Annotated in this window: 17 protein-coding genes; 8 read left to right on the top strand and 9 right to left on the bottom strand. The window is 48.1% G+C overall.

The features are described from left to right. Window position 1: 1 nt before the first annotated feature. Window positions 2-952, bottom strand: a complete 951-nt coding sequence (locus tag ACKU41_RS12260; protein WP_321401151.1) for a cation diffusion facilitator family transporter — start codon at window positions 950-952, stop codon at window positions 2-4. Window positions 953-1,357: 405 nt separating this feature from the next. Between ACKU41_RS12260 and sstT the strand changes: the two genes are divergently transcribed. The 3 genes from sstT to ACKU41_RS12245 all read left to right on the top strand — a co-directional run bounded on the left by sstT (window position 1,358) and on the right by ACKU41_RS12245 (window position 6,446). Next, window positions 1,358-2,599, top strand: coding sequence for a serine/threonine transporter SstT (gene sstT, locus ACKU41_RS12255; RefSeq protein WP_321401148.1), 1,242 nt, complete (start codon window positions 1,358-1,360; stop codon window positions 2,597-2,599). A 360-nt stretch (window positions 2,600-2,959) separates the two neighbouring features. Continuing rightward, window positions 2,960-5,779, top strand: coding sequence for a DEAD/DEAH box helicase (locus tag ACKU41_RS12250; protein ID WP_321405260.1), 2,820 nt, complete (start codon window positions 2,960-2,962; stop codon window positions 5,777-5,779). 13 nt (window positions 5,780-5,792) lie between these two features. Continuing rightward, window positions 5,793-6,446 (top strand): toxin-antitoxin system YwqK family antitoxin, encoded by a 654-nt coding sequence (locus ACKU41_RS12245; RefSeq protein ID WP_321401146.1) that lies wholly within the window; start codon window positions 5,793-5,795, stop codon window positions 6,444-6,446. A gap of 149 nt (window positions 6,447-6,595) precedes the next feature. Here ACKU41_RS12245 and ACKU41_RS12240 read toward each other — a convergent pair whose 3' ends face one another. The 4 genes from ACKU41_RS12240 to ACKU41_RS12225 all read right to left on the bottom strand — a co-directional run bounded on the left by ACKU41_RS12240 (window position 6,596) and on the right by ACKU41_RS12225 (window position 12,375). After that, window positions 6,596-7,969, bottom strand: a complete 1,374-nt coding sequence (locus tag ACKU41_RS12240; protein ID WP_319777659.1) for a sigma-54 dependent transcriptional regulator — start codon at window positions 7,967-7,969, stop codon at window positions 6,596-6,598. Window positions 7,970-7,977: 8 nt separating this feature from the next. After that, window positions 7,978-9,411, bottom strand: a complete 1,434-nt coding sequence (locus ACKU41_RS12235; RefSeq protein ID WP_321401143.1) for an ATP-binding protein — start codon at window positions 9,409-9,411, stop codon at window positions 7,978-7,980. Between the two features lie 346 nt (window positions 9,412-9,757). Further along, window positions 9,758-11,101 (bottom strand): glucose-6-phosphate isomerase, encoded by a 1,344-nt coding sequence (locus ACKU41_RS12230; RefSeq protein WP_321401141.1) that lies wholly within the window; start codon window positions 11,099-11,101, stop codon window positions 9,758-9,760. 98 nt (window positions 11,102-11,199) lie between these two features. Continuing rightward, the gene (locus ACKU41_RS12225; RefSeq protein WP_321401139.1) at window positions 11,200-12,375 is read right to left on the bottom strand and encodes a pyridoxal phosphate-dependent aminotransferase; all 1,176 of its coding nucleotides are present in this window, start codon (window positions 12,373-12,375) and stop codon (window positions 11,200-11,202) included. Window positions 12,376-12,709: 334 nt separating this feature from the next. On the opposite strand from ACKU41_RS12225, the gene ACKU41_RS12220 reads away from it, so the two are divergent. The 5 genes from ACKU41_RS12220 to ACKU41_RS12200 all read left to right on the top strand — a co-directional run bounded on the left by ACKU41_RS12220 (window position 12,710) and on the right by ACKU41_RS12200 (window position 17,772). Continuing rightward, window positions 12,710-13,063, top strand: coding sequence for a hypothetical protein (locus ACKU41_RS12220; protein ID WP_319777655.1), 354 nt, complete (start codon window positions 12,710-12,712; stop codon window positions 13,061-13,063). Between the two features lie 19 nt (window positions 13,064-13,082). Further along, on the top strand, window positions 13,083-13,772 hold the full coding sequence (gene ftsE, locus ACKU41_RS12215) for a cell division ATP-binding protein FtsE (protein WP_319777654.1): 690 nt from the start codon (window positions 13,083-13,085) through the stop codon (window positions 13,770-13,772). Next, a complete protein-coding gene (locus tag ACKU41_RS12210) occupies window positions 13,766-14,647 on the top strand; it encodes a permease-like cell division protein FtsX (protein WP_319777653.1) in 882 nt (293 codons plus the stop codon). The genes ftsE and ACKU41_RS12210 overlap by 7 nt, the downstream gene beginning before the upstream one ends. Window positions 14,648-14,913: 266 nt before the next feature. Then, entirely contained in the window at window positions 14,914-16,581 is a 1,668-nt protein-coding gene (gene ilvD / locus ACKU41_RS12205) for a dihydroxy-acid dehydratase (RefSeq protein ID WP_321401136.1), read from the top strand. Window positions 16,582-16,671: 90 nt separating this feature from the next. Beyond that, on the top strand, window positions 16,672-17,772 hold the full coding sequence (locus ACKU41_RS12200; RefSeq protein WP_321401135.1) for a hypothetical protein: 1,101 nt from the start codon (window positions 16,672-16,674) through the stop codon (window positions 17,770-17,772). Window positions 17,773-17,966: 194 nt separating this feature from the next. Here the strand turns inward: ACKU41_RS12200 and ACKU41_RS12195 are convergent, their stop codons facing one another. From ACKU41_RS12195 to dnaN, 4 genes are read right to left on the bottom strand one after another with little or no spacing between them, the layout of a single operon-like run. Beyond that, window positions 17,967-18,755: a tetratricopeptide repeat protein gene (locus tag ACKU41_RS12195; RefSeq protein WP_321401133.1), complete on the bottom strand. Its 789-nt coding sequence runs from the start codon at window positions 18,753-18,755 to the stop codon at window positions 17,967-17,969. Then, window positions 18,752-21,196 (bottom strand): DNA gyrase subunit A, encoded by a 2,445-nt coding sequence (gene gyrA / locus ACKU41_RS12190; protein WP_321401131.1) that lies wholly within the window; start codon window positions 21,194-21,196, stop codon window positions 18,752-18,754. The genes ACKU41_RS12195 and gyrA overlap by 4 nt, the downstream gene beginning before the upstream one ends. A 12-nt stretch (window positions 21,197-21,208) precedes the next feature. Then, complete coding sequence (gene gyrB / locus ACKU41_RS12185) at window positions 21,209-23,605, bottom strand: DNA topoisomerase (ATP-hydrolyzing) subunit B (RefSeq protein WP_319777647.1); 2,397 nt, start codon at window positions 23,603-23,605, stop codon at window positions 21,209-21,211. Continuing rightward, the gene (gene dnaN, locus ACKU41_RS12180) at window positions 23,605-24,768 is read right to left on the bottom strand and encodes a DNA polymerase III subunit beta (RefSeq protein WP_321401129.1); all 1,164 of its coding nucleotides are present in this window, start codon (window positions 24,766-24,768) and stop codon (window positions 23,605-23,607) included. Before dnaN ends, gyrB begins: the two co-directional genes overlap by 1 nt. Window positions 24,769-24,846: the final 78 nt, after the last annotated feature.

Below are 24,846 nucleotides of genomic sequence, written 5' to 3'. Positions count from 1 at the left end.
GTTAATCTTTGTCCCCGAAACTTGCTTTGAGCCTGACCATGGAACCGCAAAGCCCGCCCGTCTCCTCACAATCATAAGAAGCGACATCTTCTTTGGGCTCCACATGGATGGTCACGTGGCAATTCTTCAAATCAGACTTAATACAGTTTTCAATCTCCGTACATAAATGATGGGAATCGGTAATAGTAGAATCACCCGGCAAGAGCAGATGAAAATCAATAAAACGATGCGATCCGGCCTTGCGGGTCCGCAAGCCGTGGTAAAGAATATCCTCCCCTCCACAAGTGCGGATGGCGGTGTCAATAACCAGCAACTCTTCATGGGGCAGAGCATTATCCATAAGTCCTGAAAATGACTTTTTGATCAAAGAAAATCCGGTAAATACAATATTTCCGCCCATAATCATGGCAATTGCGGGGTCAATAAAAGCCCAAGACGGAGGGGTAAAAAGCATTACTCCCAGCCCGGCAACCAATCCTATGGAAGTCCATACATCAGTCAGGAGATGTTTTGCGTCTGCCTCAAGGGTAATTGAATCATGAACCGCAGCGCCTTTTAGCATAATCTTGGCAGTTGCAAAATTAACAACCGAGGAAAGCAGGGCTATTCCAAGGCCGGCACCAAGGTTCTGAGGAACTTCCGGACTCATGAATCTTTCCACTGAGGCATAAACAATACCCACTGCCGCAATAAGAATAAGCATGCCCTCCGCCCCGCTGGAAAAATACTCCGCCTTGCCGTGTCCGTAAGCGTGGTTGTCATCAGCAGGTTTGAGGGCCTTAGTAAGGGTTGCCAGGGCAAAGAGAGCAGCAGAAAGGTTGACCAGCGTTTCTAATGCATCAGAAAGCAACCCGACTGAATCAGTTAAGTACCATGCCCATGTTTTAAGGATCATAGTTATAACTGAAGCCGCAATTGAGTAGTAAATGTACTTCTGTGGTGATTCAGACATGTTTTTTCCCTGTTTTATCCTTCATATTCCATACTTTTTAAGCTTGATAGTCAACCATTCAAGTCAATCATAAATTTTACGTTTTAGTTAAAATTTACGCTAAATTTTAATAATTACGAAAAATAACTAAAATATTTTACGATATCATTCTATGTTAATCTAATGCACTGTTTGATTATTCATTCAATCTTACAATAGAAATCTTTTAACATACAATATTAACCCAATGTTATGCAACTATCTATGCTTGTGTTTTGCTTATTGTTTTTTTGCTGAACACGAAAAAAACACACACATAAATTAATCGATTACCTGTTTTAAACAAATTTGTTGACAATATTCACAACATCTACCTATGACGAAATCCGTCTAGCATAAATTTTTTTTAAAACACGGGGGATGAATATGACTCAAACTTCCAACATCTTTAAACGCATTGCATCCGGTAGTCTGGTGGTACAGATCATGATCGGTATTGCTGCAGGTATTGCTTTAGCAACTTTTGCTCCTGAAGCAGCAAAATCCATAAGCATTCTGGGAAGCCTTTTTGTTAAAGGTCTGAAAGCTGTTGCTCCCATTCTTGTTTTCGTGATTGTTGCGGCGTCCATTGCCAGCCAGAAAAAAGGCACGCACACCAACATGCGTTCCATTATTTTTCTTTATCTTATTGGCACCTTCATGGCCGCACTCGTTGCGGTAACCATGAGCTTCCTCATGCCCACCACACTTACCCTTGTTGCTACTGACACCAGTGCAACACCTCCCGGAGGCATTGCTGAAGTTCTGAATACCCTGCTTTTCAAGATAGTTGATAACCCGGTCAACGCCCTCTACACCGGTAACTTCATCGGTATCCTTGCCTGGGCTCTTGCTCTCGGCTTCTTTTTCCAGCATGCAAGCGATGCTACCAAACAGGTTCTGAACGATATTTCCGAAGGTGTATCAGGAGTTGTTAAGCTGGTTATCCGCTTTGCTCCCCTCGGTATTTTCGGTCTGGTATCCAACACCATCGCCACCACCGGTTTTTCCGCGCTGGCAGGCTACAGCCATCTGATCATGGTTCTGCTCATTTCCATGGGTACCATTGCCCTGATCATAAACCCGGCCATTGTCTTCATGAAGACCAAGCGCAACCCCTATCCGCTGGTTCTGACCTGCCTGCGTGAAAGCGGCATCACCGCATTCTTTACCCGCAGTTCAGCAGCAAACATCCCTGTAAACATGGAGCTGTGCAAAAAACTCGACCTGCACGAAGATACCTACTCCGTATCCATCCCTCTCGGAGCGACCGTAAACATGGGCGGCGCAGCAATCACCATCACCGTTATGACCCTTGCTGCAGTACATACCCTCGGTATTCAGGTTGATGTGGCAACTGCACTGCTGCTCAGCATCATCGCTTCCGTATCCGCATGCGGTGCTTCAGGTGTTGCCGGCGGTTCCCTGCTGCTGATCCCTCTCGCATGTTCCTTGTTCGGTGTTCCCAACGAAATCTCCATGCAGGTTGTTGCTGCAGGTTTCATCGTTGGTGTAATTCAGGACTCCGCTGAGACCGCACTCAACAGCTCCACCGACGTAATCTTCACCGCTGCCGCCGATATCGCAGCCAAGCGTGAAGAAGTTGCAGGTGAAACTGTAAAAGCATAAGACAATGCCTCCGGCGGCTTAACCCTTTTTGCAAAAGGGGTTAAGAATCCCAAAAACTTTTATTTGGGCTTCGCCAGCTTGCATATCAAAAGGACCGTGTGCTTTACGCACGGTCCTTTTTTTTATTGACGAATTTTGATTCCATGATGACTCTATTCACCTGAACCAAAAATAAACCTATTTTAACTAATAGGGATTCCAAAGGGGCTTAGCTCCTTAGGCCGCCGGAGGCGAAATCTTTTCATCAAAAAGCGCTATAGCGCATCAAGTCATAGCCCCAGGCAAGGCCGTCGGAGACATCAATTGCACGATCAAGACAGAATACAGGAATACATACACGCGTTACTAGCCTCGCCGACTATGGGTGATCAGGTGGTCCACCACCGGATTATGGACGGGACCGATCCTTCCTTCGCTGAACCGCGCCGCCCTTTCTCAACGTCGGTTAATTCCGTGCTCGGCTTCCGGGATATTGAACGACTCTATTCCCATCAGGCCGAAGCAACCGACTATGCCCGTGCCGGGCGCAATGTTGTGGTTGCCACTCCCACTGCCAGCGGAAAGACCCTGACCTACAACCTGCCCGTACTGGAACAATGTCTGCGCGATCCTGATTCACACGCCCTCTACCTTTTCCCGCTCAAGGCACTGGCGCAGGACCAGCTCAAAACTTTTAATGAGATGGCTGCCCTGCTACCTGAACATGCCCGCCCAGAAGCAGCAATTTATGATGGAGACACTTCACCATACAGACGCAAAAAAATACGAGACACCCCACCGTCAGTAATTCTGACCAACCCGGAAATGCTGCATCTTTCCATGCTGCCCTACCATGAAAAATGGGCGCCTTTTCTGGCCGGGCTGACCCACATCGTGGTCGATGAGGTCCACACCTACCGGGGAGTGATGGGCTCACATATGGCTATGGTTTTCCGCCGCCTGCTCAGAATCTGCAAATATTACGGAGCCAATCCTTCTTTTATCTTTTCATCAGCAACAGTGGGCAACCCTGCTGAACTCTGTCGTGATCTGACCGGACTTGAAGTTCATCCCATAACCGAAACCGGTGCGGCCTCCGGTAAGCGCAATTATATTTTCTTCAATCCGGTGGTTTCGCCCTACAGTGCAGCCATCCAGCTGCTCAAGGCCGGACTGGCAAGGGGATTACGGACCATTGTTTACACCCAGTCCCGCAAGATGACCGAACTTATCGCCATGTGGGTCAATGAGAAAGCAGGAGAATACAAGGACCGCATCAGTGCCTATAGAGCCGGATTCCTGCCCGAGGAACGACGCGATATCGAACAGAGAATGTCTTCCGGTGAACTGCTGGCGGTTATATCAACCAGTGCCCTTGAACTGGGTATCGACATAGGCGGACTAGATCTGTGCATCCTTGTAGGCTATCCCGGATCTGTCATGGCCACTTTGCAGCGCGGCGGGCGTGTAGGACGCAGCCAACGCGAATCTGCGGTTATCCTCATCGGGCAGGAAGACGCCCTTGACCAGTATTTCATGCGCCACCCGGAGGACTTCTTTTCCCGTCCGGCTGAAAACGCCGTCCTCAATCCTTACAATCCGGTAATCATGCAACGCCATCTGGTCTGCGCCGCAGCGGAACTGACTTTGCGCGATAATGACTACCTGCTCCATGATGATGAAATCAGGAAAAGGGTAACCGAACTGGAGAAGGAAGGCGTGCTGCTACGCAATAAACGTGGTGACGAAATCTATTCCACCCGTAAACGTCCGCATCGTGATGTTTCCCTGCGCGGGGCCGGGGCGACCATGCACATTGAAGACTCCGGCAATGGAGCAACCATCGGCACCATAGATGAAGTACGCGCCTACTCCGAAGCTCATGAGGGAGCGGTATACATCCATCGGGGTTCCACTTACGCCATCAAGGAGCTGGACCTCGGATCCAAAAAGATCAAAGCATCCAAGGAAAGGGTCGGCTACTACACCAAAGCCCGCAAAAATAAATCCACTGAAATTCTCGAGGTCTACAAGCAGAAAAAAGTTTTCGGCATTGTCATGCGCTTCGGCAGGCTTCGGGTTACCGAACAGGTTACCGGATATGAAAAACGGGCGGTAAAGGGCGGAAAACTGCTCGGTATCGTCCCTCTGGATATGCCTCCGGTTGTTTTTGAAACTCAAGGGCTATGGATGGAAATATCCCCGGAAATCAAACGCAGGGCTGAAGATGATTTCATCCATTTCATGGGCGGCATCCACGCTGTGGAGCATGCCGCTATCGGAATTACCCCCCTTCTGGTACTCACCGACCGCAACGATCTGGGCGGCATTTCAACCCCCATGCATGAACAGGTCGACGGCCCGGCGGTATTCATTTACGACGGCATCCCCGGCGGAGCAGGATTGACCATGCAGGCCTTTGAACAGGCCGAAGAACTCCTTGAACGGACCTTGCAGGTCATTGTAGACTGTGAATGTGAACTGGGCTGCCCCACCTGCGTGCATTCCCCGAAATGCGGTTCCGGTAACCGCCCCATCGATAAAGCGGCGGCCATCTATGTTCTGGAAAATATAGTCAACGGACAACCACCTGAAAAAATAGAGGATTTAGCAATGGTACTGGTCCCTTTCGGCGAAGAAGTTAAAAAAGAAGAAAGCTCCAAAGCCCCTAAAAGCTTCGGTGTACTTGATGTTGAAACCCGCCGCTCGGCTCAGGATGTGGGCGGCTGGAACAAAGCCGAGCGCATGGGCATTTCTATTGCCGTGCTTTACGATTCCACTGAAGACAAATTTTTTGAATACGAGGAAGACCAAATCCCCGAAATGATGGAACGGGTCCAGAAGCTGGACCTGATTATCGGCTTCAACATCGAACGCTTTGACTACAAAGTCCTCTCCGGCATCCACGCCTTCAACTACAAAGGACTGCCTACACTGGACCTGCTGCTCAAAGTATACGAACGGTTGGGTTACCGCCTGAAGCTGGACAACATAGCCCAGGCCACACTGGACGCTGCCAAGAGCGCGGACGGATTGCAGGCTCTTGCATGGTGGAAAGAAGGACGTCTGGACCTGATCACCGAATACTGCAAACAGGATGTGGCTGTTACCCGTGATGTCTACCTGTTTGGCAAAGAACACGGATACGTGCTATTTACTAATAAAGATAAGAAAAAAGTTAGACTTCCAGTAGACTGGTAGATTGGAGGTGCAAATGCAAAGAAAGTTGCAGCTTTGTTTTATGGCCCTGTTTTTATTCCTGCTTTCCGCATGCGGTCAGCAGGAGGCAACTTTCTACGAACTAAGCTTTGAGCAGGATAAGATTGTACTTATCGATACCAATAAGCCTTTCAGCGGAATTTACACCGAATATTACGACTTTGAGCAGCGCTTCCCCAAGAGCCGGATTATTATCAAGAACGGGATTATGGACGGAAGGTTCTACCACTACTACCCGGACGGCAAGCTGCGCGAAAAGGGCACTAACCGCAACGGCGAGTATTACGGATACCATTCCATTTTTTGGCCCAACGGCAAAATCAAGCAGAAGTTCTTCGTCAACCGTGACCGGGCCGGATACAATTACGAATACTTTGATGATGGTAACCTGCGTGAAATGCGCCATTACAACGCGCAGGCCCAGCTGGACGGCAAGTCCTTCACCTTCTACCGCAACGGCAAAGTCAAGGATGAAATGAACTACAGGAACGGCAAACGCGAAGGCTTATTCATCACCAAGGACAAGGCCGGATTTCTGGTCAATGTCTTTGAGTACCGTGACGATGTGCTGCAGGAACACGCGCGGGATAACGATCTTTCGGATCACTCCAAGTACTCGGCAATGACGACTATGTATTATAATTTTTAATGCCCCCGGCGGCTTAAGCCCTCTTAAAAAATGGTTTAAGAATCCTAAAAACATTTAATAAGCTTCGCATTCAGCTCTATAAACCGACTTTCAAAAACAAAAAGCGCACCATCTTTGCATATAGTGCGCTTTAATTTTTGGTAATCTTATTACTTCCCGCTAATCTTATACTTCTTCAATTTATACTGCAAAAGGCTCTTGGAGATACCCAACATTTCAGCGGCATCTACTTTGATGAAATTGCTGGCTACCAACGCCCGGCGCACCAGCGTGGCTTCAATCTTGTCCAGGGTATCGGCAAGATTAAGCTTTGAGGGCAGCAGGTCAACAGCACTTTTGAACTGTGCTTCCTCGTCCTTGATCTCGGCTGGCAGATCTTCAGTCTCGATGACAGTACCGGACGAAAGCACAACACAACGTTCCACAACATTCTGTAACTGACGGACGTTTCCTGGCCATTCATAGGCGGTCATATAATCCATTGCCGCCGGAGCAAAGCCGTCGAACTCCTTGTTGTTGTCGGCTGAGTAGGTGGCAAGGAAGTGATCCACCAGAAATGGAATGTCCTCACGCCGCTCCCGCAGGGGAGGCATTTCAATACTGACTACATTAAGGCGGTAATAGAGGTCTTCCCGAAATTCGCCTTTTTCCACAGCTTCCTTGAGATTCTTGTTTGTGGCTGCGACGATACGGATGTCCACCTTGATGGATTCCCCACCACCTACACGTTCAATGGTCTTTTCCTGTAACACGCGTAACAGCTTGACCTGCATGTCATGGGAAATTTCACCGATCTCATCGAGAAAAAGTGTTCCTTTATCCGCAGCTTCAAAACGTCCCCTTTTGCGGGCTACTGCTCCGGTAAATGAACCTTTCTCGTGCCCAAACAGCTCACTTTCCAGTACACCGGTGTTAAAAGCCATGCAGTTGACCGAGACAAAAGGTTTGTCACAACGCGGTGAAGCCTGATGGATAGCCTGCGCCACCAGTTCCTTACCTGTCCCTGATTCCCCGGTGACAAGCACTGTGGAACTGCCCGGAGCTGCTTTGCTGATCATATCAAAGACCTGCATCATGGGCTTGGAACGACCGATAATATTGCTTGGTGAATAGCGGTCTTTGATCTGCTCACGAAGCTGTCTGTTTTCCTGCTGCGCCTTGGCGAACTGAGCAGCCTTGGTCACCGAAAGAAGCAGCTCTTCGTTGGCAAATGGTTTGGTTATGTAATCAAAGGCACCTATTTTCATGGCTTCCACAGCGGATTCAATCGACCCGAAAGCGGTCATGATAATCACCGGGATGTGCGGAAAATTCTTTTTCACATGTTCAAGCACATCCTGCCCGGTAAGCTTTGGCATCTTCATGTCGGTAATGACCAGATCAACCTCTGATTCATCAAGGTAGGCCAAACCTGTTTCCGGGTCGGAAAGGGCGGTAATTGTATACCCTTCATCCGAAAGCAGGGCTTCCAGAATGAGCAGGTAGTTCTGTTCGTCGTCCAGTATGAGTATATTTGCAGGCATTTTCGTTTTTAGCAGTTTTTCTTTTCAGGTAAAAATATTTCCAGCCGAGCCCCGCCTTCGGGATTATTCCCGATACGAAGCTTTCCGTTATGGCTTTCCACAATATTAGTCACAATGGCAAGCCCCAAGCCGGTTCCGTTGTCCTTGGTGGTGAAGAAAGGATCCTTGACCTTTTCTATTATTTCAGGCGGGAAACCGCAGCCCGAGTCAGAAACTACCACATTGATTCCGCCTTCTGCTTCGACAATGGAGACAGCGATATGCCCGTCCTCCTCCACTGCCTGCATGGCGTTACCGATAAGATTGTAAAAAGCCCGGTAAAGCAGATCATCGTCAGCGCAAACTTTGTAACCGTGCATATAATCGCGTCGCAGCTCGATGTTGCTTTCCCGGCACTTGGATTCCAGAAACATATAGATTTTATCCAGCAGATCTGCCGGATCAAGCTCGTTCAGGGCAATCTTACGCGGTCTTGCATAATCAAGAAAATCACTGACCGTGCGGCTAAGGCGTTTGGTTTCTTCGTGTATTGCCCCCAGAATCTTCACATTTACCGGGTCGCTTTCCTTCATCCTCTTAAGCAGCAATTCAGAGCTGGAACGGATAATCCCCAGCGGATTACGGATTTCATGCGCCACACCGGAAACCATGCGCCCGATGCTGGCCAGCTTCTCACTCTGGTTCAATTCCTTTTCAAATTCCTGCCGCTCCTTCATACGCTGTTCATTAATAATATCGGCACGGCGGATGATGGCCATGATGGTGGCAAAAAGAATCAGAGCCGAAAAACTGGAAGTAAACAGAATCAGCCGCTCAAAATTAATTACTGACTGGTAGTCTTCAGTAATATCCTGAGTAATCTCCATCACGCCCATAATCACGTTTTCATCAATATTCAGGCTCTTTTCCGAACGCAACGGGTAAACAATCTTGAGCTGCATTGTTCCGGGACGCATATGAAAATCAAATATCAACGCCAGCGTGGATTTTTTGCTGATAAACTCATAGTGCGGCTTACCGCTATCCAGAACCTGCTTGATAAATTCACCGGCCAGATCCTCTGACCCGATCATTTCACTTTCAGTTGAATATGAAACCGTGAGTTCAGGATCGTAGATGCGCACTTCATTTACCTTGAAACTATGTACCGTGGAACGTATCACCTGATCGAGGCGGTCCATTTGTTCCTTGTTTTTAAGCCCGATACGGCCATAACCGATGATGGTGGGCAGAATAAAACGGCGGTAAATCTGATGGTTAAGGTTCTCAGCCTGCAACAGGGCAAATTCCTTCTGCTTTTCAAGAAGAGTCTCGTCCGCATGCTTGGCAAGAAAAACGGAAAGCCCCAGACTGCTGGCAATAATGACAATCAGCAAAGTCCATGAAAGAAGCTTGACCAGCTGGAATGATTTAACTTGTAAATCCTGATGTTGTGAATCCAAAAGAATGCCTCCGGCTTTTTTGCCTCCGGAGGCTCAAACCCTTTTGATCCGCTGTCCTGCGGATTTGCGTAAAAAGGGTTTAAGAATCCCAAAACCTTTTAGTAGGTAAAGTTGAGGCATAGCTTGCCTATTCGTGCCTCAAAGATAGCCGTGAGTAAAGAGAAAGGGCAACTTAGAATATATTCTAAATTGCCCCAAGTTATTCAATTAGAGAGCGCAGAGACCAATATCCGTTAGGCGAAAAGCTTTCTCCAAGTCCTACAGAGACATAGAGCGGAGCAGCTTAGCCATCCTGCCACCAGAGACGAAATGCGATCTACAAAAAGCGCGATAGCGTATCAAATCCCTAAAAGTCCTGTTCCAGACGCTTGGTACTCAGAAATGAATCAAGGCTGTCTTTTTCTTTTTGCAGGCCGTCGGCACCGAGGCGTGCTTTAGCTAATAGCTTACCCATCTCTACAGCAGGCTGGTCAATGGGATTAATCTCAATAAGCCAACCGGTAAAAATAGTCGCAGCCATGAGCAGCCCCATGAGCCGTCCGGCAGCTTCCTCGGAATCATCACCCATCTGCATTTCAACCAGCGGGACTTTGTTAGCTGCAAGGGCCATTTTGGTTCCAAGACCTTCAGCATGAATCAGTTCGCCAAAATGCTTGCCCTTGAGGTAGGCAAAGTTATCCGGGATATCATCTGGAAAGGCCATCCCATCCGGAAGGGAAGGACAGGTCAGGAACAGGCAGCCCTTGTTTCGCGGTCCGTCCAGAAACATCTGGTTCACGGAATGTTGATCCGTAGCCCCGACTGCCGGAAGCGGTTGACTGCCCTTGCCGTCCTTACCAAGGCTTTCGGCCCATAACTGGGCAAACCATTGCCCGAAGCAGGCCCATTGCGGGATGTAGGAAAAGAAAATCAGCTCGTTGTAACCTTCGGACATCAGGCCGGAAGCCCAGCAGGCCAGTTTAAATGCCGGATGATTACCCAAACTGCCGCCGTCAAGATCCGGTGAAGCAAGAGATGAAAGGACTGCAGATGCTCCTTCGACCAAGGACCGGTAATCAATACCCATAAACATGGCCGGCAGCAAACCTACTGCAGAAAGCACGGAATACCTTCCGCCCAGAAAATCCGGAACTTCAAGGGTTCGCACCGAAAATTCATCGGCCTGCTCACGCAGGAAGCCCTTTTCTTTATCAGTTACAAAAAGGAGATTACGGTTCCAGTTATCACCAAGATCCTGCTTAAGCTTGTCGCGGACAAGAAAATACTGGCTGATGGTTTCAATTGTTCCTCCGGATTTGGAAACAACAGCAACCAATGTTTTTTCAAGAGGAAGTTTTTTCAGGTAGGCGTCGAGTGTCTTGGAGCAGACATTATCAGCAATCCAGAGCCATGGGCCTTCATGCCCGGGCTGGTCCTGCTGAGGAAAAAATGCTTTCTGCAATGCTCTTGCACCGAGGGCGGAGCCTCCTATGCCGAGCAAAAGCATATGATCAAAACTTCTTACGTAATCTTCAAGACCGTCCAGATCATGAAGCAGAGAAGCCATGAAAGGCATGGAGCAAAAAGGCAATTTACCTTCAGCCACTTCTCCGCTGAATCTTGCGGCGATACTTGCTGCTGAATCACAATGTGATTCAGAGTCAAGCCGTTCGTACCAGCTGTCGGTCCAATCAAGAATGTTGGCAGCCATATTCGATCTCCTGGTATGGGTTGCAGCCTCTTCCGGCGAAAATTTCCGGAAGAGGCTGATTTTATCATAAATCAAATATGACTATGTTTACTTGCTTTTTATTTTCCCATCAACACTTTGCCGACTTTTTCCAGTGAATTTTTAAGAACTTCATCATCCACCGCGTAAGAGAAACGGATACAACGGTCATCACCGAAAGCGGAACCGGGCACAAGCGCAACTCCTGCTTCTTCCAGAATCTTGGTACACATGGAAGCTGAGTCCGGGGTTTCTTCAGTGAAAAAAGTATCCAGAACCGGGAAAAGGTAGAATGCACCGTCCGGTTTGGTGCAGATAACTCCGGGCCATGAAGTGATGATGTCATAAGCAAGGTCACGGCGGCGTTTGAATTTGACTGTCATTTCATCAATAAAATCCCACGGACCTTCGAAAGCGGCAAGTGCAGCCTTCTGGGCCATGGTGTTGACGTTTGATGTGGACTGTCCCTGAATCTTGATCATGGCTTTGACCAGATCAGCATGGGCAAGAGTAGTACCCACACGCCAGCCGGTCATGGCGAAGCTCTTGGAGAGTGCGCCGACAATGGCTACGTCTTCGGGGTTCTTTTCCCAGAAGTTAGAGAGAGTTGAGTACTCTGCAGGCTTGTAGACCAGACGGTCGTAAACCTCATCGGAGACGATAAAAATACCCTTGGACTTGGCCCAATTGGCAATCTCGTCCAACTGTGCCTGCGGATAATGTCCGCCGGTGGGGTTGGAAGGGGTATTCAGGATAAGTAATCTGGTTTTATCAGTACAGGCTGCCTCAAGATCCTTGATTTCAGCCAGAAAACCGGATTCGGCAGTTGTAGGTACGATTACCGGCTTACCTTCAGCCAGCTCAACCATTGCCGGGTAGCTGACCCAGTAAGGAGCAGGAATAAGCACTTCATCGCCCGGATCAATCAGGGCCATGAACAGGTTATAAAGGGAATGCTTACCACCGTTGCTGATAATGGTGTTTTCAGCTTCAGCCTTTGCGCCATAAAATTTTCCGTAATAATTGGCAACAGCCGTACGCAATTCCGGGAGACCCGGAACAGCGGTATAGCGGTGAAATCCGTCATCAACAGCTTTTTTCATGGCTTCACAGACGTGTTTCGGTGTGGGAGAATCAGGTTCGCCGACTGCGAGGCTTACGATCTCTTTACCTTGTGCGCGCAGTTCCTGTGCCTTAGCATTAACTGCCAAAGTTGCCGATGGCTTTGCCCTCATAAGTCTTTCAGAAATTTTCATATCTCTTTCCTGCTGCTTGAGTTATATGTTTATTCACGGCCATTGACGATAATTAAACATGCACCGTAAACAATTACCGTTTTTGCTTACGCTACCGGCTTTAAAGATGCGCCAGAAAAGCGCACAATAGTCAGGATTGTTGCTAAGGCCCATGCTCTACTCGGGAACTTAATTGAAAACATCAAAAACGTAAATCTCTCTGTGTATTATATCCCACTTTGCGAGTCAGTTAGAAAACCATTTACCCAAATCAATCCTAAAACTCGTCGCATAATAATGTTTTTTGCAAAACCGACCCACCCCTGCTACAAATCCAATCGAGGAGATTAATAATATGGTCTACAGATTTCTTGTCTTGACAATTCTGATGCTCAGTCTTGCTGCCTGCGCACCTGTAATAATGAACGGCGAAGTTACTTCAGATAACGGGGATAATCTCGGTCCGGTGGAAATGTCAGCCTTCAAGCAGCGCGGACTGAAAACATATACTGTTAAAGCCCAGCTTCCTGACGAAACAGTTTTCAGCGGTGAAATGAAATTCAATGAAAAATCTGTCACCCTGTTCAGCCATGACGGACTCAGCATGAACTGCGATTTTAAACTGAAGAATCCTGCTCAGGAATTTGAAGGTGGAGGAACAGGTACCTGTACCACTTCCGACGGGCAGAAATTGAAGGTTAAATTTTAGCACTTTTGTGGTGTATTAAATGATCCGGCTGAACCGGCTTTCATACAATTTCGGCTCCAACTGGGCACTGAAGGATATTTCCCTGCATATTCAAAAAGGGGAATTCATCTTCCTGACCGGACATTCCGGTGCCGGGAAGACGACTCTCATGCGTCTTCTGTATGGTGCTCTGCCCCTTAACCGCGGACAGGCAAGTGTTGCAGGATACGAACTGAACAACATCAAGCGCAAACAGATTCCCATGCTGCGCCGTGAACTTGGTGTTGTTTTTCAAGACTTCAAAATCCTTCACGAAAGATCCGTTTATGAAAACGTATCCTTGGCTTTGACTGTACGCAGCATGCCTAAGGCTGTTGTGGACAAACGGGTCCGGGCCATCATCCGTGCCCTTGGCCTTGAAAAAAAAAGTTATTCCAAATGCGGCAGCCTTTCCGGAGGCGAACAGCAGCGTGTAGCCATTGCCCGGGCCATGGTGGTCAATCCCAAATTAATCATAGCCGACGAACCAACCGGAAACCTCGACTTTGAACTGTCCCTGCATTTGATGGATGTCTTCAAACAATTCCATACCCACGGCACCACAGTTGTCATGGCTACCCACAGCCGTGAAATCCTGCGCTGCGTGCCTGATGCCAGAATCATCCACCTTGAAGACGGGCAACTAAGCGAACCTCCGGAATACCTGACCTCGGAGCTTTGCCCATGTTAGCACTTTTTTTCAGGCTCATCGGGCGCGGTATCCGTGACATGGGACTGCATCCATGGGCCAACATATTTACTTTTGTGGCAGTCACCATGGTTTCAATTATGGCCGGACTGTTCATGCTGACCATGCACAACGTCAATCAGGAACTGCTCAAAAGTAAAGGACAGGTTGAAATCCAGGTTTTCTGGAATTCAAATACTCCGGCTGAAGATTACAAAAAACAGTGGAACGACTTGAAAAAGATTGCCGGGCTTAAGGATATCCGGACATTCACTCCGGAGAATGCCCTTAAACAACTCTCAGAATCCCTCAGCGATACAGGTGATTTTGCATGGCTCGGTGAATCCAGCAATCCGCTGCCCCCAACTGCCTTGCTTTCCTTTTCTGTTGAACAGGGGATTGAAAATGAACGCTGGGCTGCAGATCTGTTGCACAACCTTAAAGCCCTTCCCTTTGTGGACAAGGTGCATTACAATCCCCTGCAGATTGACCTTGCAAGGGGCTGGATAAGCCTGACCGAATCCATAGTCTGGCCCATAATCGGCTTTCTTGGCCTGATAGTCGCTCTGGTTGTCGGAAACACCATGCGCCTCTCGCTTATGACCCGAAAAGACGAAATAGAAATCCTCTATCTCGTGGGTGCCAAGCAATGGTTTATCCGCCTTCCGCTCCTGACCGGAGGGGCACTGCTCGGATTGCTCGGAAGTTCTACTGCTATTGGTATCCTATACGCTGCCCAACAATTTTTCACAGATGCCCTGAACTTTCCGCCGCTATTCATGAAACTGACCTTTCTGCCTCCCGAACAATGCCTTATACTGGCAGGAACCGTCACCATAATCGGAATGCTGAGCAGCTTTGTGGCTGTTAAAAATTAGATCTGTTGCGCTTTCGCGCTTTTATATGATCGTATTTCGCCTCCGGCGGCCAAAGGGGATAATCCCCTTTGGAATCCTTAATTGTTTACTTTACTAAATTTTTTTCAAAAAAATCGTTGTTTGCTTAAAATTTCCAAAAGCACAAATTTAAAACCTTCAACCCCGAACCATAACTAAAAAGTTTTGGGATTATTAAACCCTTCCCAAAAGGGTTTAAGGCTCCCGGCAGGGCCGCCGGAGGCATACCAAATAGAGGAAACACCACTATGAGAAGTAAAAAAATGACAGGAGGGCTGGAAAAAGCCCCGCATCGTTCCCTGCTTTACGCACTGGGCATGTCCAAGGACGAAGTCAACCGTCCGCTGATCGGTATCTGTAATGCTGCCAACGAGATCATTCCCGGCCATGTGCACCTGAACACTATCACCCGTGCGGTTAAAGACGGCGTGCGTCTTGCCGGCGGTGTACCAATGGAATTTCCGGCCATCGGCGTCTGCGACGGTCTGGCCATGAACCATGCCGGTATGCGTTATTCCCTGCCCAGCCGTGAAATCATTGCCGACTCCATTGAGATTATGGCTACAGCGCATCCCTTTGACGCATTGGTACTCATTCCCAACTGTGACAAGATTGTTCCCGGCATGCTCATGGCTGCCCTGAGATTGAACATCCCGACCATCGTTATCAGCGGCGGGCCCATGCTCGCAGGCCGCAAAGACGGCAAAAAGGTCGACCTGATCACCGTATTCGAAGGTGTTGGACAGGTTAAGACCGGCAGTATGACCGAAGACGAACTTTCCGTTCTTGAACAGAGTGCCTGCCCAACCTGCGGTTCCTGTTCCGGCATGTTCACCGCAAACTCCATGAACTGCCTGTCCGAAACTATCGGTCTGGCTCTGCCCGGAAACGGCACAATCCCCGCTGTCATGGCTGAACGTACCCGTCTTGCCAAGGCAGCAGGAGCCCAGATCATGACCCTGCTTGAAAAGGATATCAAACCGCGCGACATCGTTACTGAGAAAAGCCTCAAGAACGCGGTAACCATGGACATGGCTCTCGGCTGCTCCACCAACACAGTGCTGCACCTGCCAGCCATCTTCAATGAAGCAGGACTCAAGCTGGACCTGACTGTTTTCGATGAAATCAGCCGCAATACCCCTAACCTGTGCAAACTTTCACCTGCCGGTCCAAACCATATTGAAGATTTGAACGCGGCTGGCGGCATTCAGGGCGTAATGGCTGAACTTTCCAAATCAGGTCGCATTGACCTTGATCCCATGACCGTTACCGGCAAAACAGTTGGTGAAAACCTCAAAGAACTTAATGCCGGAATCACTGACCACAACATTGTTCGCCCGATTGATGATCCCTATTCCAAAGAAGGCGGCATCGCTGTTCTGTTCGGTAATATTGCTGAAGACGGCTGCGTAGTTAAGCAGTCCGCTGTAGCACCTGAAATGATGAAACGCACCTGCAACGCCAAGGTTTTCAATTCCGAGGAAGAAGCTGTTGAAGCTATCCTCGGCAACAAAATCGTCAAAGGTGATGCCGTTGTAATTCTTTATGAAGGACCTAAGGGCGGACCCGGTATGCGCGAAATGCTGACCCCCACCTCCGCCATTGCTGGGATGGGATTGGGCGCTGATGTAGCTCTGATCACCGACGGAAGATTCTCCGGCGGTACCCGCGGCGCTGCAATAGGTCATGTTTCACCTGAAGCTGCTTCCGGCGGTGCCATCGGGCTTGTCCAGACCGGAGATATAATTGAAATTGATATCCCCGGACGTTCCATTAATGTGAAACTCGATGAAGCTGAACTCGAAAAACGCCGTGCTGAATTCAAACCCATTGAAAAGGAAATGCCTTCCGCATTCCTCAAGCGTTACAGCCAGAATGTAACTTCAGCATCAACCGGTGCTATCTATAAAAAGTAAGATATTAAATACCCGGAGGGGGAAGTCATTCTCTCTCCGGGCCACATAGAACTAACAATACTCTTTACGCTCTATCCGCAGGAGTAATCCGTGTCTGACATTTCATCACTCAGTGAACAGTACAAACTGGATTCCCTTGGCCTGCTTCCTGATTTCTGCCTGCAGGAAATTTTCAATCATGAAGTCAGTAATGCTACAGCGTCAAAAATTATTATTCTTCTTTCGGATGAAGTTAGGTCAAAAGTAATTGAAAATTTCAATATAATCCGTGCAGATAAAATAAAATTAATTATCGATAAGTTTGAAAACGGCCAACTAAAAATTTCCTATTCGCGGTTCGAAAAGACCTGCGAAAATCTAATGGACCGGGTTCAGGATCTTAAGGAAGCCGGGAAAATAAAAATTCCTGAAATAATCATTGATGAATCATTCCTAAATACTGCGCAAGAATTGAGTGACTTTTCCGACACCCTTCCCCGCTTCAATTTCTACCATAATGATATTCACGACCTGATCTCATGGTGGAATCTGGCTGCTAAAAATATCAAATCCATTTTCGGTAAAAGGTCTCAAGTTGAAAATATAATACTTGAAAGATTGGAGGACGATTTCAGTGCCAGAATATTTGCCCATTCAATTGATGATTTAAAATACACTGAATTTATTGATAAAACATATGAAATAAGGATTTCTACTCTGGATGAATACAGGCTGATCCTAAATCTCATTGAAACATTCCTTCTGCAATTAATTACCAGAGTTAGTAACCGTGATTTTGCCGCCGCGCTTGCGGAGCATTTTCAAGATGAAAAAATGCAGGACATGCTGCTTGAAAACGGCCCCCTACTGCTCCTTCCTGCAATAAAAGATCAACTCCCGGCAGAAGACATTGCCATGTCTCTTTTCAAACTCAAGCTGCTTCATGATGATCTTGGAATGCACGGGATAGAAAAGCTTGTCAGTCAATCAAACATACACTTTTTCACAAAAGGGCTATCGATAAGTTCTACTCAGATGAATCCTGAGTATGCTGGTCGTATTATTTCTGCACGCAAAAAAGCCGCGCTTGATGACTTCGCTATCAAGCAAAAAATGATCATCGATGCCGCCACCTGTATCCGGGAAAATACCAGCATTTTCGTCATGCTTGAATTGATGAGCAGCTACACAGTTTATGATTTTGAAGAATAAAAAAAGTAGGCTCCGAAGGGTACCTACTTTTTTAGTGCATAATCTGTTTTTTTCGACATCAGTTTCAGCCGGGCAATTGTTCAGTGGTGGTTTCTGTTTTGGGAGATTTACTGCGGAGTGATTTGGAATTGAGATTTAGCAGTTATTCGGAATTTCCGAATAACTGCTCTTAATGTTTACTGGATAAAAACAGGTCAAAATCTTTCCTTCAAATAATCCAGCTTATACCTAACCACGTTAGGATTTGGATAAGTATCTACAATTGTTTCCAGAAGATCAGCAGCACGCTTGTAATCGTGGCGATGTTCATAAATATCTGCGAGCACAAAGACCGCTTCGGCCTGTATTTCTTCAGGAACGCCGTCCATTTTAATCAATTTTTCGAGCTCTGATTCAGCCCGTTCCCAAGCTTGGATAAGGGTCAGGGTGTGGGCCATTTCAAATAGTGCCCGGGCTCTTGTTGCCTTATTCTCAGTGGTTTTGCTTATATCTGCATAAGTGTAAATTGCGAGATCATAATTTCTGAGTTTGCGGAATGTCTCAGCCAACATGGTTCGTGTTGAATCCAGCTGGTTCTGCGGCTGATCGGGAAATTCAAGACTCTTTTCAAGTGCCTCTACAGCGGTCTTATACTGTCCGCTGCGAATATACATTTCAGCCAGTTGGCACTTAAGTTTAGCCGCCAGTTCCGGGTTATGCCCGAACTCAAGATACATGGCTTCCAGAATCGCCGCTCCGCGGTCACTGTCATGGCGCACTTCAGCTGCAATTTTAACCAGATAATCCCAAGCCTCAAGGCGATATTCACCTTGCGGATTATCCTGCAGGTATCTTTCAAACCCTTTTTCGGAATCAGCATAAAACCCGCTGATGAAATTACCACGAGCCTTATCTATAACTTTTGATTTACTATTGTCAGGTTTATCGCACCCCTGCAGCATTAACAGCAGGGATGCGATAATTATGATCAAACATCTTTTCATGATGCGGATTCTTCACCTTCGGATTCGGAAGTGTCTTCCTGAACAAGGTCAAAACCTACAACCTGGTCGCCGTCATCCATGCGCACAAGCCTTACTCCCTGAGTAGCGCGTCCCACGAGGGAAACGTCTTTCACACCCATACGGATAATCTTGTTGGCGGAGGTAAGCAGCACAACTTCATCATCAGGGGAAACCATGATTGAACCGAGCACCTTGCCGGTCTTGGTGGTCACCCTCATGCTGATGATTCCTTTACCGCCGCGGGTCTGTAAACGGTGCTGCTCAATATCAGTCCGTTTACCGTATCCGCCCTCGGATACAGTCAGCAGTTGCACGCGCTCTTCTTCACCGGTCACAACTCCGGAAACAACCTCGTCTCCGGGACGCAGGGCGATTCCCTTAACACCGCTGGCCACGCGGCCCATAGATCTTGCATCCTGACAGCTGAAACGAATGGAAGTACCGTTTCTGGTGACCAGTACGGCCTGTGAATCGGCACTGACTTCTTTTACTGTGATCAGCTCATCACCGTCTTTCAAGGCCACAGCACGGATACCGGACTGGCGGCAGTTACGGTAGAGGGCGATGGAAGAACGTTTAACCATACCGCTCTTGGTTACGAACAGGAAGAAGCATTCCTCTTCAAATTCGCGCATGGTCATTGCGGTGGCAATGGTTTCGTCCTTTTCAAGGGGCAGCAGGTTGGCGATATGCGCGCCACGGGCGATGCGGCTTGCTTCAGGAACCTGATGAACCTTGATCTTGAACATCTTACCCTTGGAAGTGAAGAGCAGCAGGTATTGATGGTTTGAGGTGGTCAGGAAGGTGTGGATAAAATCCCCATCCTTGGTCTGAACACCTGCAATACCCTTACCGCCGCGTTTCTGCTTCTGGTAATTGGAAAGCGGAGTACGCTTGATGTAACCGCGTCTGGAAAGGGTGATAACAGCATCGTCATCAGGGATCAGATCTTCGATGTCGATATCATCGGGGTTTTGATCCATGAGCACGGTTTTACGCTCAGTGGCGTAATTGTCTTTGATCTCAACCAGCTCGTCACGGATAACACCTTTCAGAACTTCCTCGTTGGCAAGGATGGACTTGAAGTATTCAATCTTCTTGAGAATTTCAGCATACTCTTCAAGCAGCTTTTCATGCTCAAGGTTGGTCAGTCTCTGCAGGCGCATGTCAAGGATTGCCTGAGCCTGTACCTTGGAAAGCTCAAAACGGTCCATCAAAGCTATACGCGCGTCATCACCGTTTTTGGAAGCCCGGATAATCCTGACAACTTCATCGATGTTATCCAGTGCGATACGCAGACCTTCGAGAATGTGAGCACGCTTTTCGCATTTATCCAGATCGAAGCGGGTACGGCGGATGATGACTTCGCGGCGGTGCTCCAGAAATGCAACCAGAATCTGCTTCAGGTTCATGAGCTGCGGACGGTTGGCATTAACGGCCATCATGTTAATGCCGAAGCTCTGCTCCAGCTGTGTGAATTTATACAGTGAGTTGATGATGATGTCCGCGATAGCGCCCTTCTTCAGGTCAACAACAACGCGGATACCTTTTCGGTCGGATTCATCACGCAGGTCGGAAACACCTTCGATCTTACCTTCACCAACCAGCTGGGCAATTTTCTCAACCATGCTGGATTTGTTCAGTGCGTAGGGAATCTCGGTGATAACAATTGACTGGCGGCCGTTACTTTTCTCCTCAATGTTCACAACACCGCGAATTTTGATGGAGCCTCGACCGGTCAGATAAGCCTCACGAAGACCCTTACCTCCGAAACAAAGTGCTCCGGTAGGAAAGTCAGGACCTTTGATATAGTCCATTAAGTCTTCAATTTCACACTCGGGATTATCAAGCAGATGCATGGTACCATTGATCAGCTCACCGAGGTTGTGGGGCGGTATATTGGTGGCCATACCGACCGCAATACCGGAAGTACCGTTCAGCAGCAGGTTGGGCACCTTTGTGGGCAGGACTGACGGTTCCTGCAGGGAGTTATCGTAGTTGTCGCGGAAATCGACAGTCTTTTTCTCAAGGTCGGCCAGAAACTCGGAACTGAGTTTGGACATCCTTGCTTCGGTATAACGCATAGCCGCCGCAGCGTCGCCGTCAATGGAACCGAAGTTACCCTGACCGTCAACAAGCGGGTCGCGCATGGAGAATTCCTGCGCCATACGGACCAAAGCATCGTAAACAGCAGAGTCACCGTGGGGGTGATATTTACCGATTACGTCACCGACAACACGGGCAGATTTCTTGTAAGCCCTGTTGTAGGTGTTCCCAAGCTCATGCATGGCGTAAAGAATACGCCTGTGTACAGGCTTCAGCCCGTCCCTGACATCAGGGATCGCACGGCCTATAATTACGCTTAAGGAGTACTCCAGGTACGATTTCTTAAGCTCTTCTTCAATCGTAATTTGAGACATTATTTCTCCGAATTAAATATCAAGCTCTTGAACAGCCAGAGCGTTTTTCTCAATAAATTCGCGGCGCGGCTCAACGTTGTCCCCCATGAGATCTTCAAAGATATCGTTGGCGGCAGTGGCGTCTTCGATGGTTACCTGCAGCATGGTTCTCTTGTCGGGATCCATGGTGGTTTCCCAGAGCTGTTCGGGGTTCATTTCACCCAGACCTTTGTAGCGCTGGAGGTTGATGCCTTTATAGGCTTCTTCCAGCACGCCATCGAGCAGCTTGAAAAGACCGCTGATTTCAATCTCGTTTTCACCGCGAGTGATCTTGAAGTAAGTACCATCACATTCATCAACAATCTTGCGGTTACGGTCATATGTATTGCGGAACAGTTTGGAATTGAAGAACTCAACTGCCAGCCTGTTACGGTGGCCGTTTTCGTTTTCAAAAACGACATAAACACGGTCTTCACCTTCGGTCTCGGTTGCTTCACGCTCGATGATTACTTTGTAACCGGCCTCTTCCATCTTGGAGATAAAAGACTGCGGATCAACATCTGCGAACATTTCCGGAGTCATCTTTTCATCAAGGCTGACCAGATTTGCGAACAGGGAATCGGAAATACCCATGTTTGCCGCCTCACCTATTTTGTTTTTGATGAAACGGATGTCATCAAGCAGTTCGATCAGTGATTCCTGATGGTATTCCTTTCCGCATTCTGTTTTGATGGTGATATCCTTGGCCACCCTTTCGATGAGCAGAGAGTATAACTCGGAATCATCTTTGATGAACTTTTCGTACTTGCCTTTGGCAATACGGTACAACGGCGGCTGGGCAATGTAGAGATGGCCGCGTTCAATAAGTTCTTCGTACTGGCGGAAGAAAAAGGTCAGCAGCAAAGTTCGAATATGTGAACCGTCAACATCCGCGTCAGTCATGATAACGACCTTGTGGTAACGCAGCTTGTCGAAATCCTTCTCTCCCTCTTCCTGACCGATACCTATACCCATGGCAGTGATCAGAGCACGGATTTCCTTGTTGCCGAGCATCTTGTCAAAACGTGTTTTCTCAACGTTCAAAATCTTGCCGCGCAGGGGCAGGATAGCCTGATGCTTGGGGTTACGGCCCTGTTTTGCAGAACCGCCCGCAGAGTCACCCTCAACAATGAAGAGTTCACTTTCAGCCGGGTCCTTGGACTGGCAGTCAGCCAGTTTACCGGGCAGGGAGTGGTCGGAAAGAGCACCCTTGCGGCGAACAAGGTCACGGGCTTTACGCGCTGCATCCCTGGCGCGGGCCGCATCAACAACCTTTTCGACAATGGATTTGGCATCCTTGGGGTTTTCCTGAAAATAGGAAGAAAGCTTGTCGTAAACCATGCCGGACACAATACCGACCATTTCGGAGTTACCCAGCTTGGTTTTGGTCTGGCCTTCGAACTGCGGATCAGGAAGCTTGACGCTGATGACTGCGGTGAGTCCTTCACGGACATCGTCACCGGAAAGCTTGATCTTAAGCTTTTTGGGCAGATCCGAGTTCTGGATGTAGGTATTTATGGCACGGGTCAGTGCACCCTTGAACCCTGCCAGATGTGTTCCGCCTTCAACTGTGCGGATGTTGTTTGCAAAGGTATGGGTATTTTCCTTGAACGAGGTGTTGTACTGCACAGCCAGTTCAGTGATAACATTGTCTGTCTCGGTCTCGGCATAGATGATTTCACTGACAGGGGTCTGCCCTTTGTTCAAATCTTCGATAAAAGAAACAATGCCGCCGTCAGCCTTGAAGCTGGCACTCTCATTTGATCGTTCATCGACAAATTCTATTTCAAGGCCTTTATTCAGGTAGGCCAGTTCGCGGAAACGCTTCTTGAGGGTGTTGAAATCAAACTGGTTGGTTTCAAAAATTTCCTCATCAGGACGGAAACGGATGGTGGTACCGGTAGTCACTGCATCACCAATACACTCCAGAGGGCCCGTAGGAACCCCCCTCTCGTAACTTTGACGGTAAAGCTTACCCCCGCGTCGAACTGTAGCCTCAAGATGCTCAGAGAGGGCGTTTACGCAGGAAACACCAACCCCATGCAGTCCACCGGAAACTTTGTAAGCATCATTATCAAACTTACCACCAGCATGAAGCACGGTCATAACGATCTCAAGAGCCGGTTTTTTCTTTTTAGGATGGAGATCAACAGGGATACCGCGTCCGTTATCGGATACGGTAACGCTGTTATCCATGTGCAGGGTTACTTTGAATTTGGTGCAGTACCCACCCATGGCTTCGTCAATGGAGTTGTCGACCACCTCATAGACAAGATGGTGTAAACCCCTGATATCGGTGGAGCCGATGTACATGGCGGGTCTTTTTCTAACCGCGGCAAGGCCCTCAAGGACCGTAATTGATTCCGCGCTGTAATCTTGATTTGGAGCCATTAAACGTCTTCCTCGCTGTAGTAAGTCTCTTCCTGAACCTTCATCGGCATGACGATTACAAGATATTCGTTGTCATCTTCACCGGTCACGCCGCAGGGCGCTTCTGCCCCGGTCAGGGTGAAATTGATTTTGTCGGACTGGAAGTGTCCGAGGATCTCAATGAGATTCTTGGTAGGGAAGGCAATACGTTCCATTTCGCCGGAAAATTCAATTTCCATGGATTCTGTAGCGGTACCAACTTCCTGCCCCTGTGAAAAAAGAACCAGTTCACCGGGATTGAAGAGGAAGGAAGCACAGCGGTTTGAATCAGTGTTGAAAATGGAAATACGGTCCAGAGCCATGGAAAGCTCTGATTTTTCCACTTTCATGCGTGAAACATCGTCATCATTGAGCTTGGACAGAAAATTCTTGTAGTTAGGATACTGGTAGTAGCTCAGCGGCAGGCTGAATGTTTCTTTGCCGTCCGCGGTCTTGAAGAAAAGGCGCTTCTCACTGAGACTGAGTTCAATCTCATCTTCAGTGAGCCATTTTTTCAGTTCTGCCAGATATTTCTTCTGAATGAGAATGCCCTCTTCAGGAAGAATGGCGTGGATATCATCATTGATAAATTTGAGGCGCGCGAACTGATGTCCGTTCAGGCCGCAGACTTCCACAAACTGACCATTTTCATCAGCAGCCGGAACCATATTCATGCAGGCAATAGCTTCCATGCTGTCTTCATCACTGATGCAGAAAGCAATCCTTTCAATCATTTCCAGAAGGAAATCACCGGACCAGAATACAGCACCTTCAGCAGGAAAATCGGAGAATTTCTGAAACCAGGTAGGATCGTTCACCGGGAGTTTGTATTTTCTGGAACCCTGCTCCACCAGAATAGAGGAACCGTCAGCATCGTTCTTGATGGTCAGTTCACCGGAAGGGAGCTTGCGGACCAGATCATAGAAAGCACGTCCCTGTACTCCGGCAAGACCCTCTTCCAGAATTTCGGCAGGGTATGTGCCGCAGAATTCCAGATTGGAATCTGTGGACATGATGCGCAGGTTGCCCTGCTCACTTTTCAGCCAGATGGTGCGCAGATATGCGGCTCCTGTTTTGGCGGGAATGATGCTGGCAGACTTCTGTAACCCTTCGATCACTTCATCCCTATTTACCTTTAAATACATATATATTCTCCTTGTTTTTGTTATTAGGTCGGTTCTTATGTTTCTTTTTAAGGTAAACCATTAAAATAAAAGGTTTAT

The organism is Maridesulfovibrio sp., assembly GCF_963678865.1.
Taxonomy (GTDB): domain Bacteria; phylum Desulfobacterota; class Desulfovibrionia; order Desulfovibrionales; family Desulfovibrionaceae; genus Maridesulfovibrio.
The sequence above is the reverse complement of the archived record's forward strand: the minus strand, read 5'-3'. Positions and strand labels throughout refer to the sequence as shown.

What these genes read in the sequence shown, in the direction of transcription:
- ACKU41_RS12260 (WP_321401151.1), bottom strand. Translation starts at nt 952, where the DNA reads ATGTCTGAATCACCACAGAAGTACATTTACTACTCAATTGCGGCTTCA.
- sstT (WP_321401148.1), top strand. Translation starts at nt 1,358, where the DNA reads ATGACTCAAACTTCCAACATCTTTAAACGCATTGCATCCGGTAGTCTG.
- ACKU41_RS12250 (WP_321405260.1), top strand. Translation starts at nt 2,960, where the DNA reads ATGGGTGATCAGGTGGTCCACCACCGGATTATGGACGGGACCGATCCT.
- ACKU41_RS12245 (WP_321401146.1), top strand. Translation starts at nt 5,793, where the DNA reads ATGCAAAGAAAGTTGCAGCTTTGTTTTATGGCCCTGTTTTTATTCCTG.
- ACKU41_RS12240 (WP_319777659.1), bottom strand. Translation starts at nt 7,969, where the DNA reads ATGCCTGCAAATATACTCATACTGGACGACGAACAGAACTACCTGCTC.
- ACKU41_RS12230 (WP_321401141.1), bottom strand. Translation starts at nt 11,101, where the DNA reads ATGGCTGCCAACATTCTTGATTGGACCGACAGCTGGTACGAACGGCTT.
- ACKU41_RS12225 (WP_321401139.1), bottom strand. Translation starts at nt 12,375, where the DNA reads ATGAAAATTTCTGAAAGACTTATGAGGGCAAAGCCATCGGCAACTTTG.
- ACKU41_RS12220 (WP_319777655.1), top strand. Translation starts at nt 12,710, where the DNA reads ATGGTCTACAGATTTCTTGTCTTGACAATTCTGATGCTCAGTCTTGCT.
- ftsE (WP_319777654.1), top strand. Translation starts at nt 13,083, where the DNA reads ATGATCCGGCTGAACCGGCTTTCATACAATTTCGGCTCCAACTGGGCA.
- ACKU41_RS12210 (WP_319777653.1), top strand. Translation starts at nt 13,766, where the DNA reads ATGTTAGCACTTTTTTTCAGGCTCATCGGGCGCGGTATCCGTGACATG.
- ilvD (WP_321401136.1), top strand. Translation starts at nt 14,914, where the DNA reads ATGAGAAGTAAAAAAATGACAGGAGGGCTGGAAAAAGCCCCGCATCGT.
- ACKU41_RS12195 (WP_321401133.1), bottom strand. Translation starts at nt 18,755, where the DNA reads ATGAAAAGATGTTTGATCATAATTATCGCATCCCTGCTGTTAATGCTG.
- gyrA (WP_321401131.1), bottom strand. Translation starts at nt 21,196, where the DNA reads ATGTCTCAAATTACGATTGAAGAAGAGCTTAAGAAATCGTACCTGGAG.
- gyrB (WP_319777647.1), bottom strand. Translation starts at nt 23,605, where the DNA reads ATGGCTCCAAATCAAGATTACAGCGCGGAATCAATTACGGTCCTTGAG.
- dnaN (WP_321401129.1), bottom strand. Translation starts at nt 24,768, where the DNA reads ATGTATTTAAAGGTAAATAGGGATGAAGTGATCGAAGGGTTACAGAAG.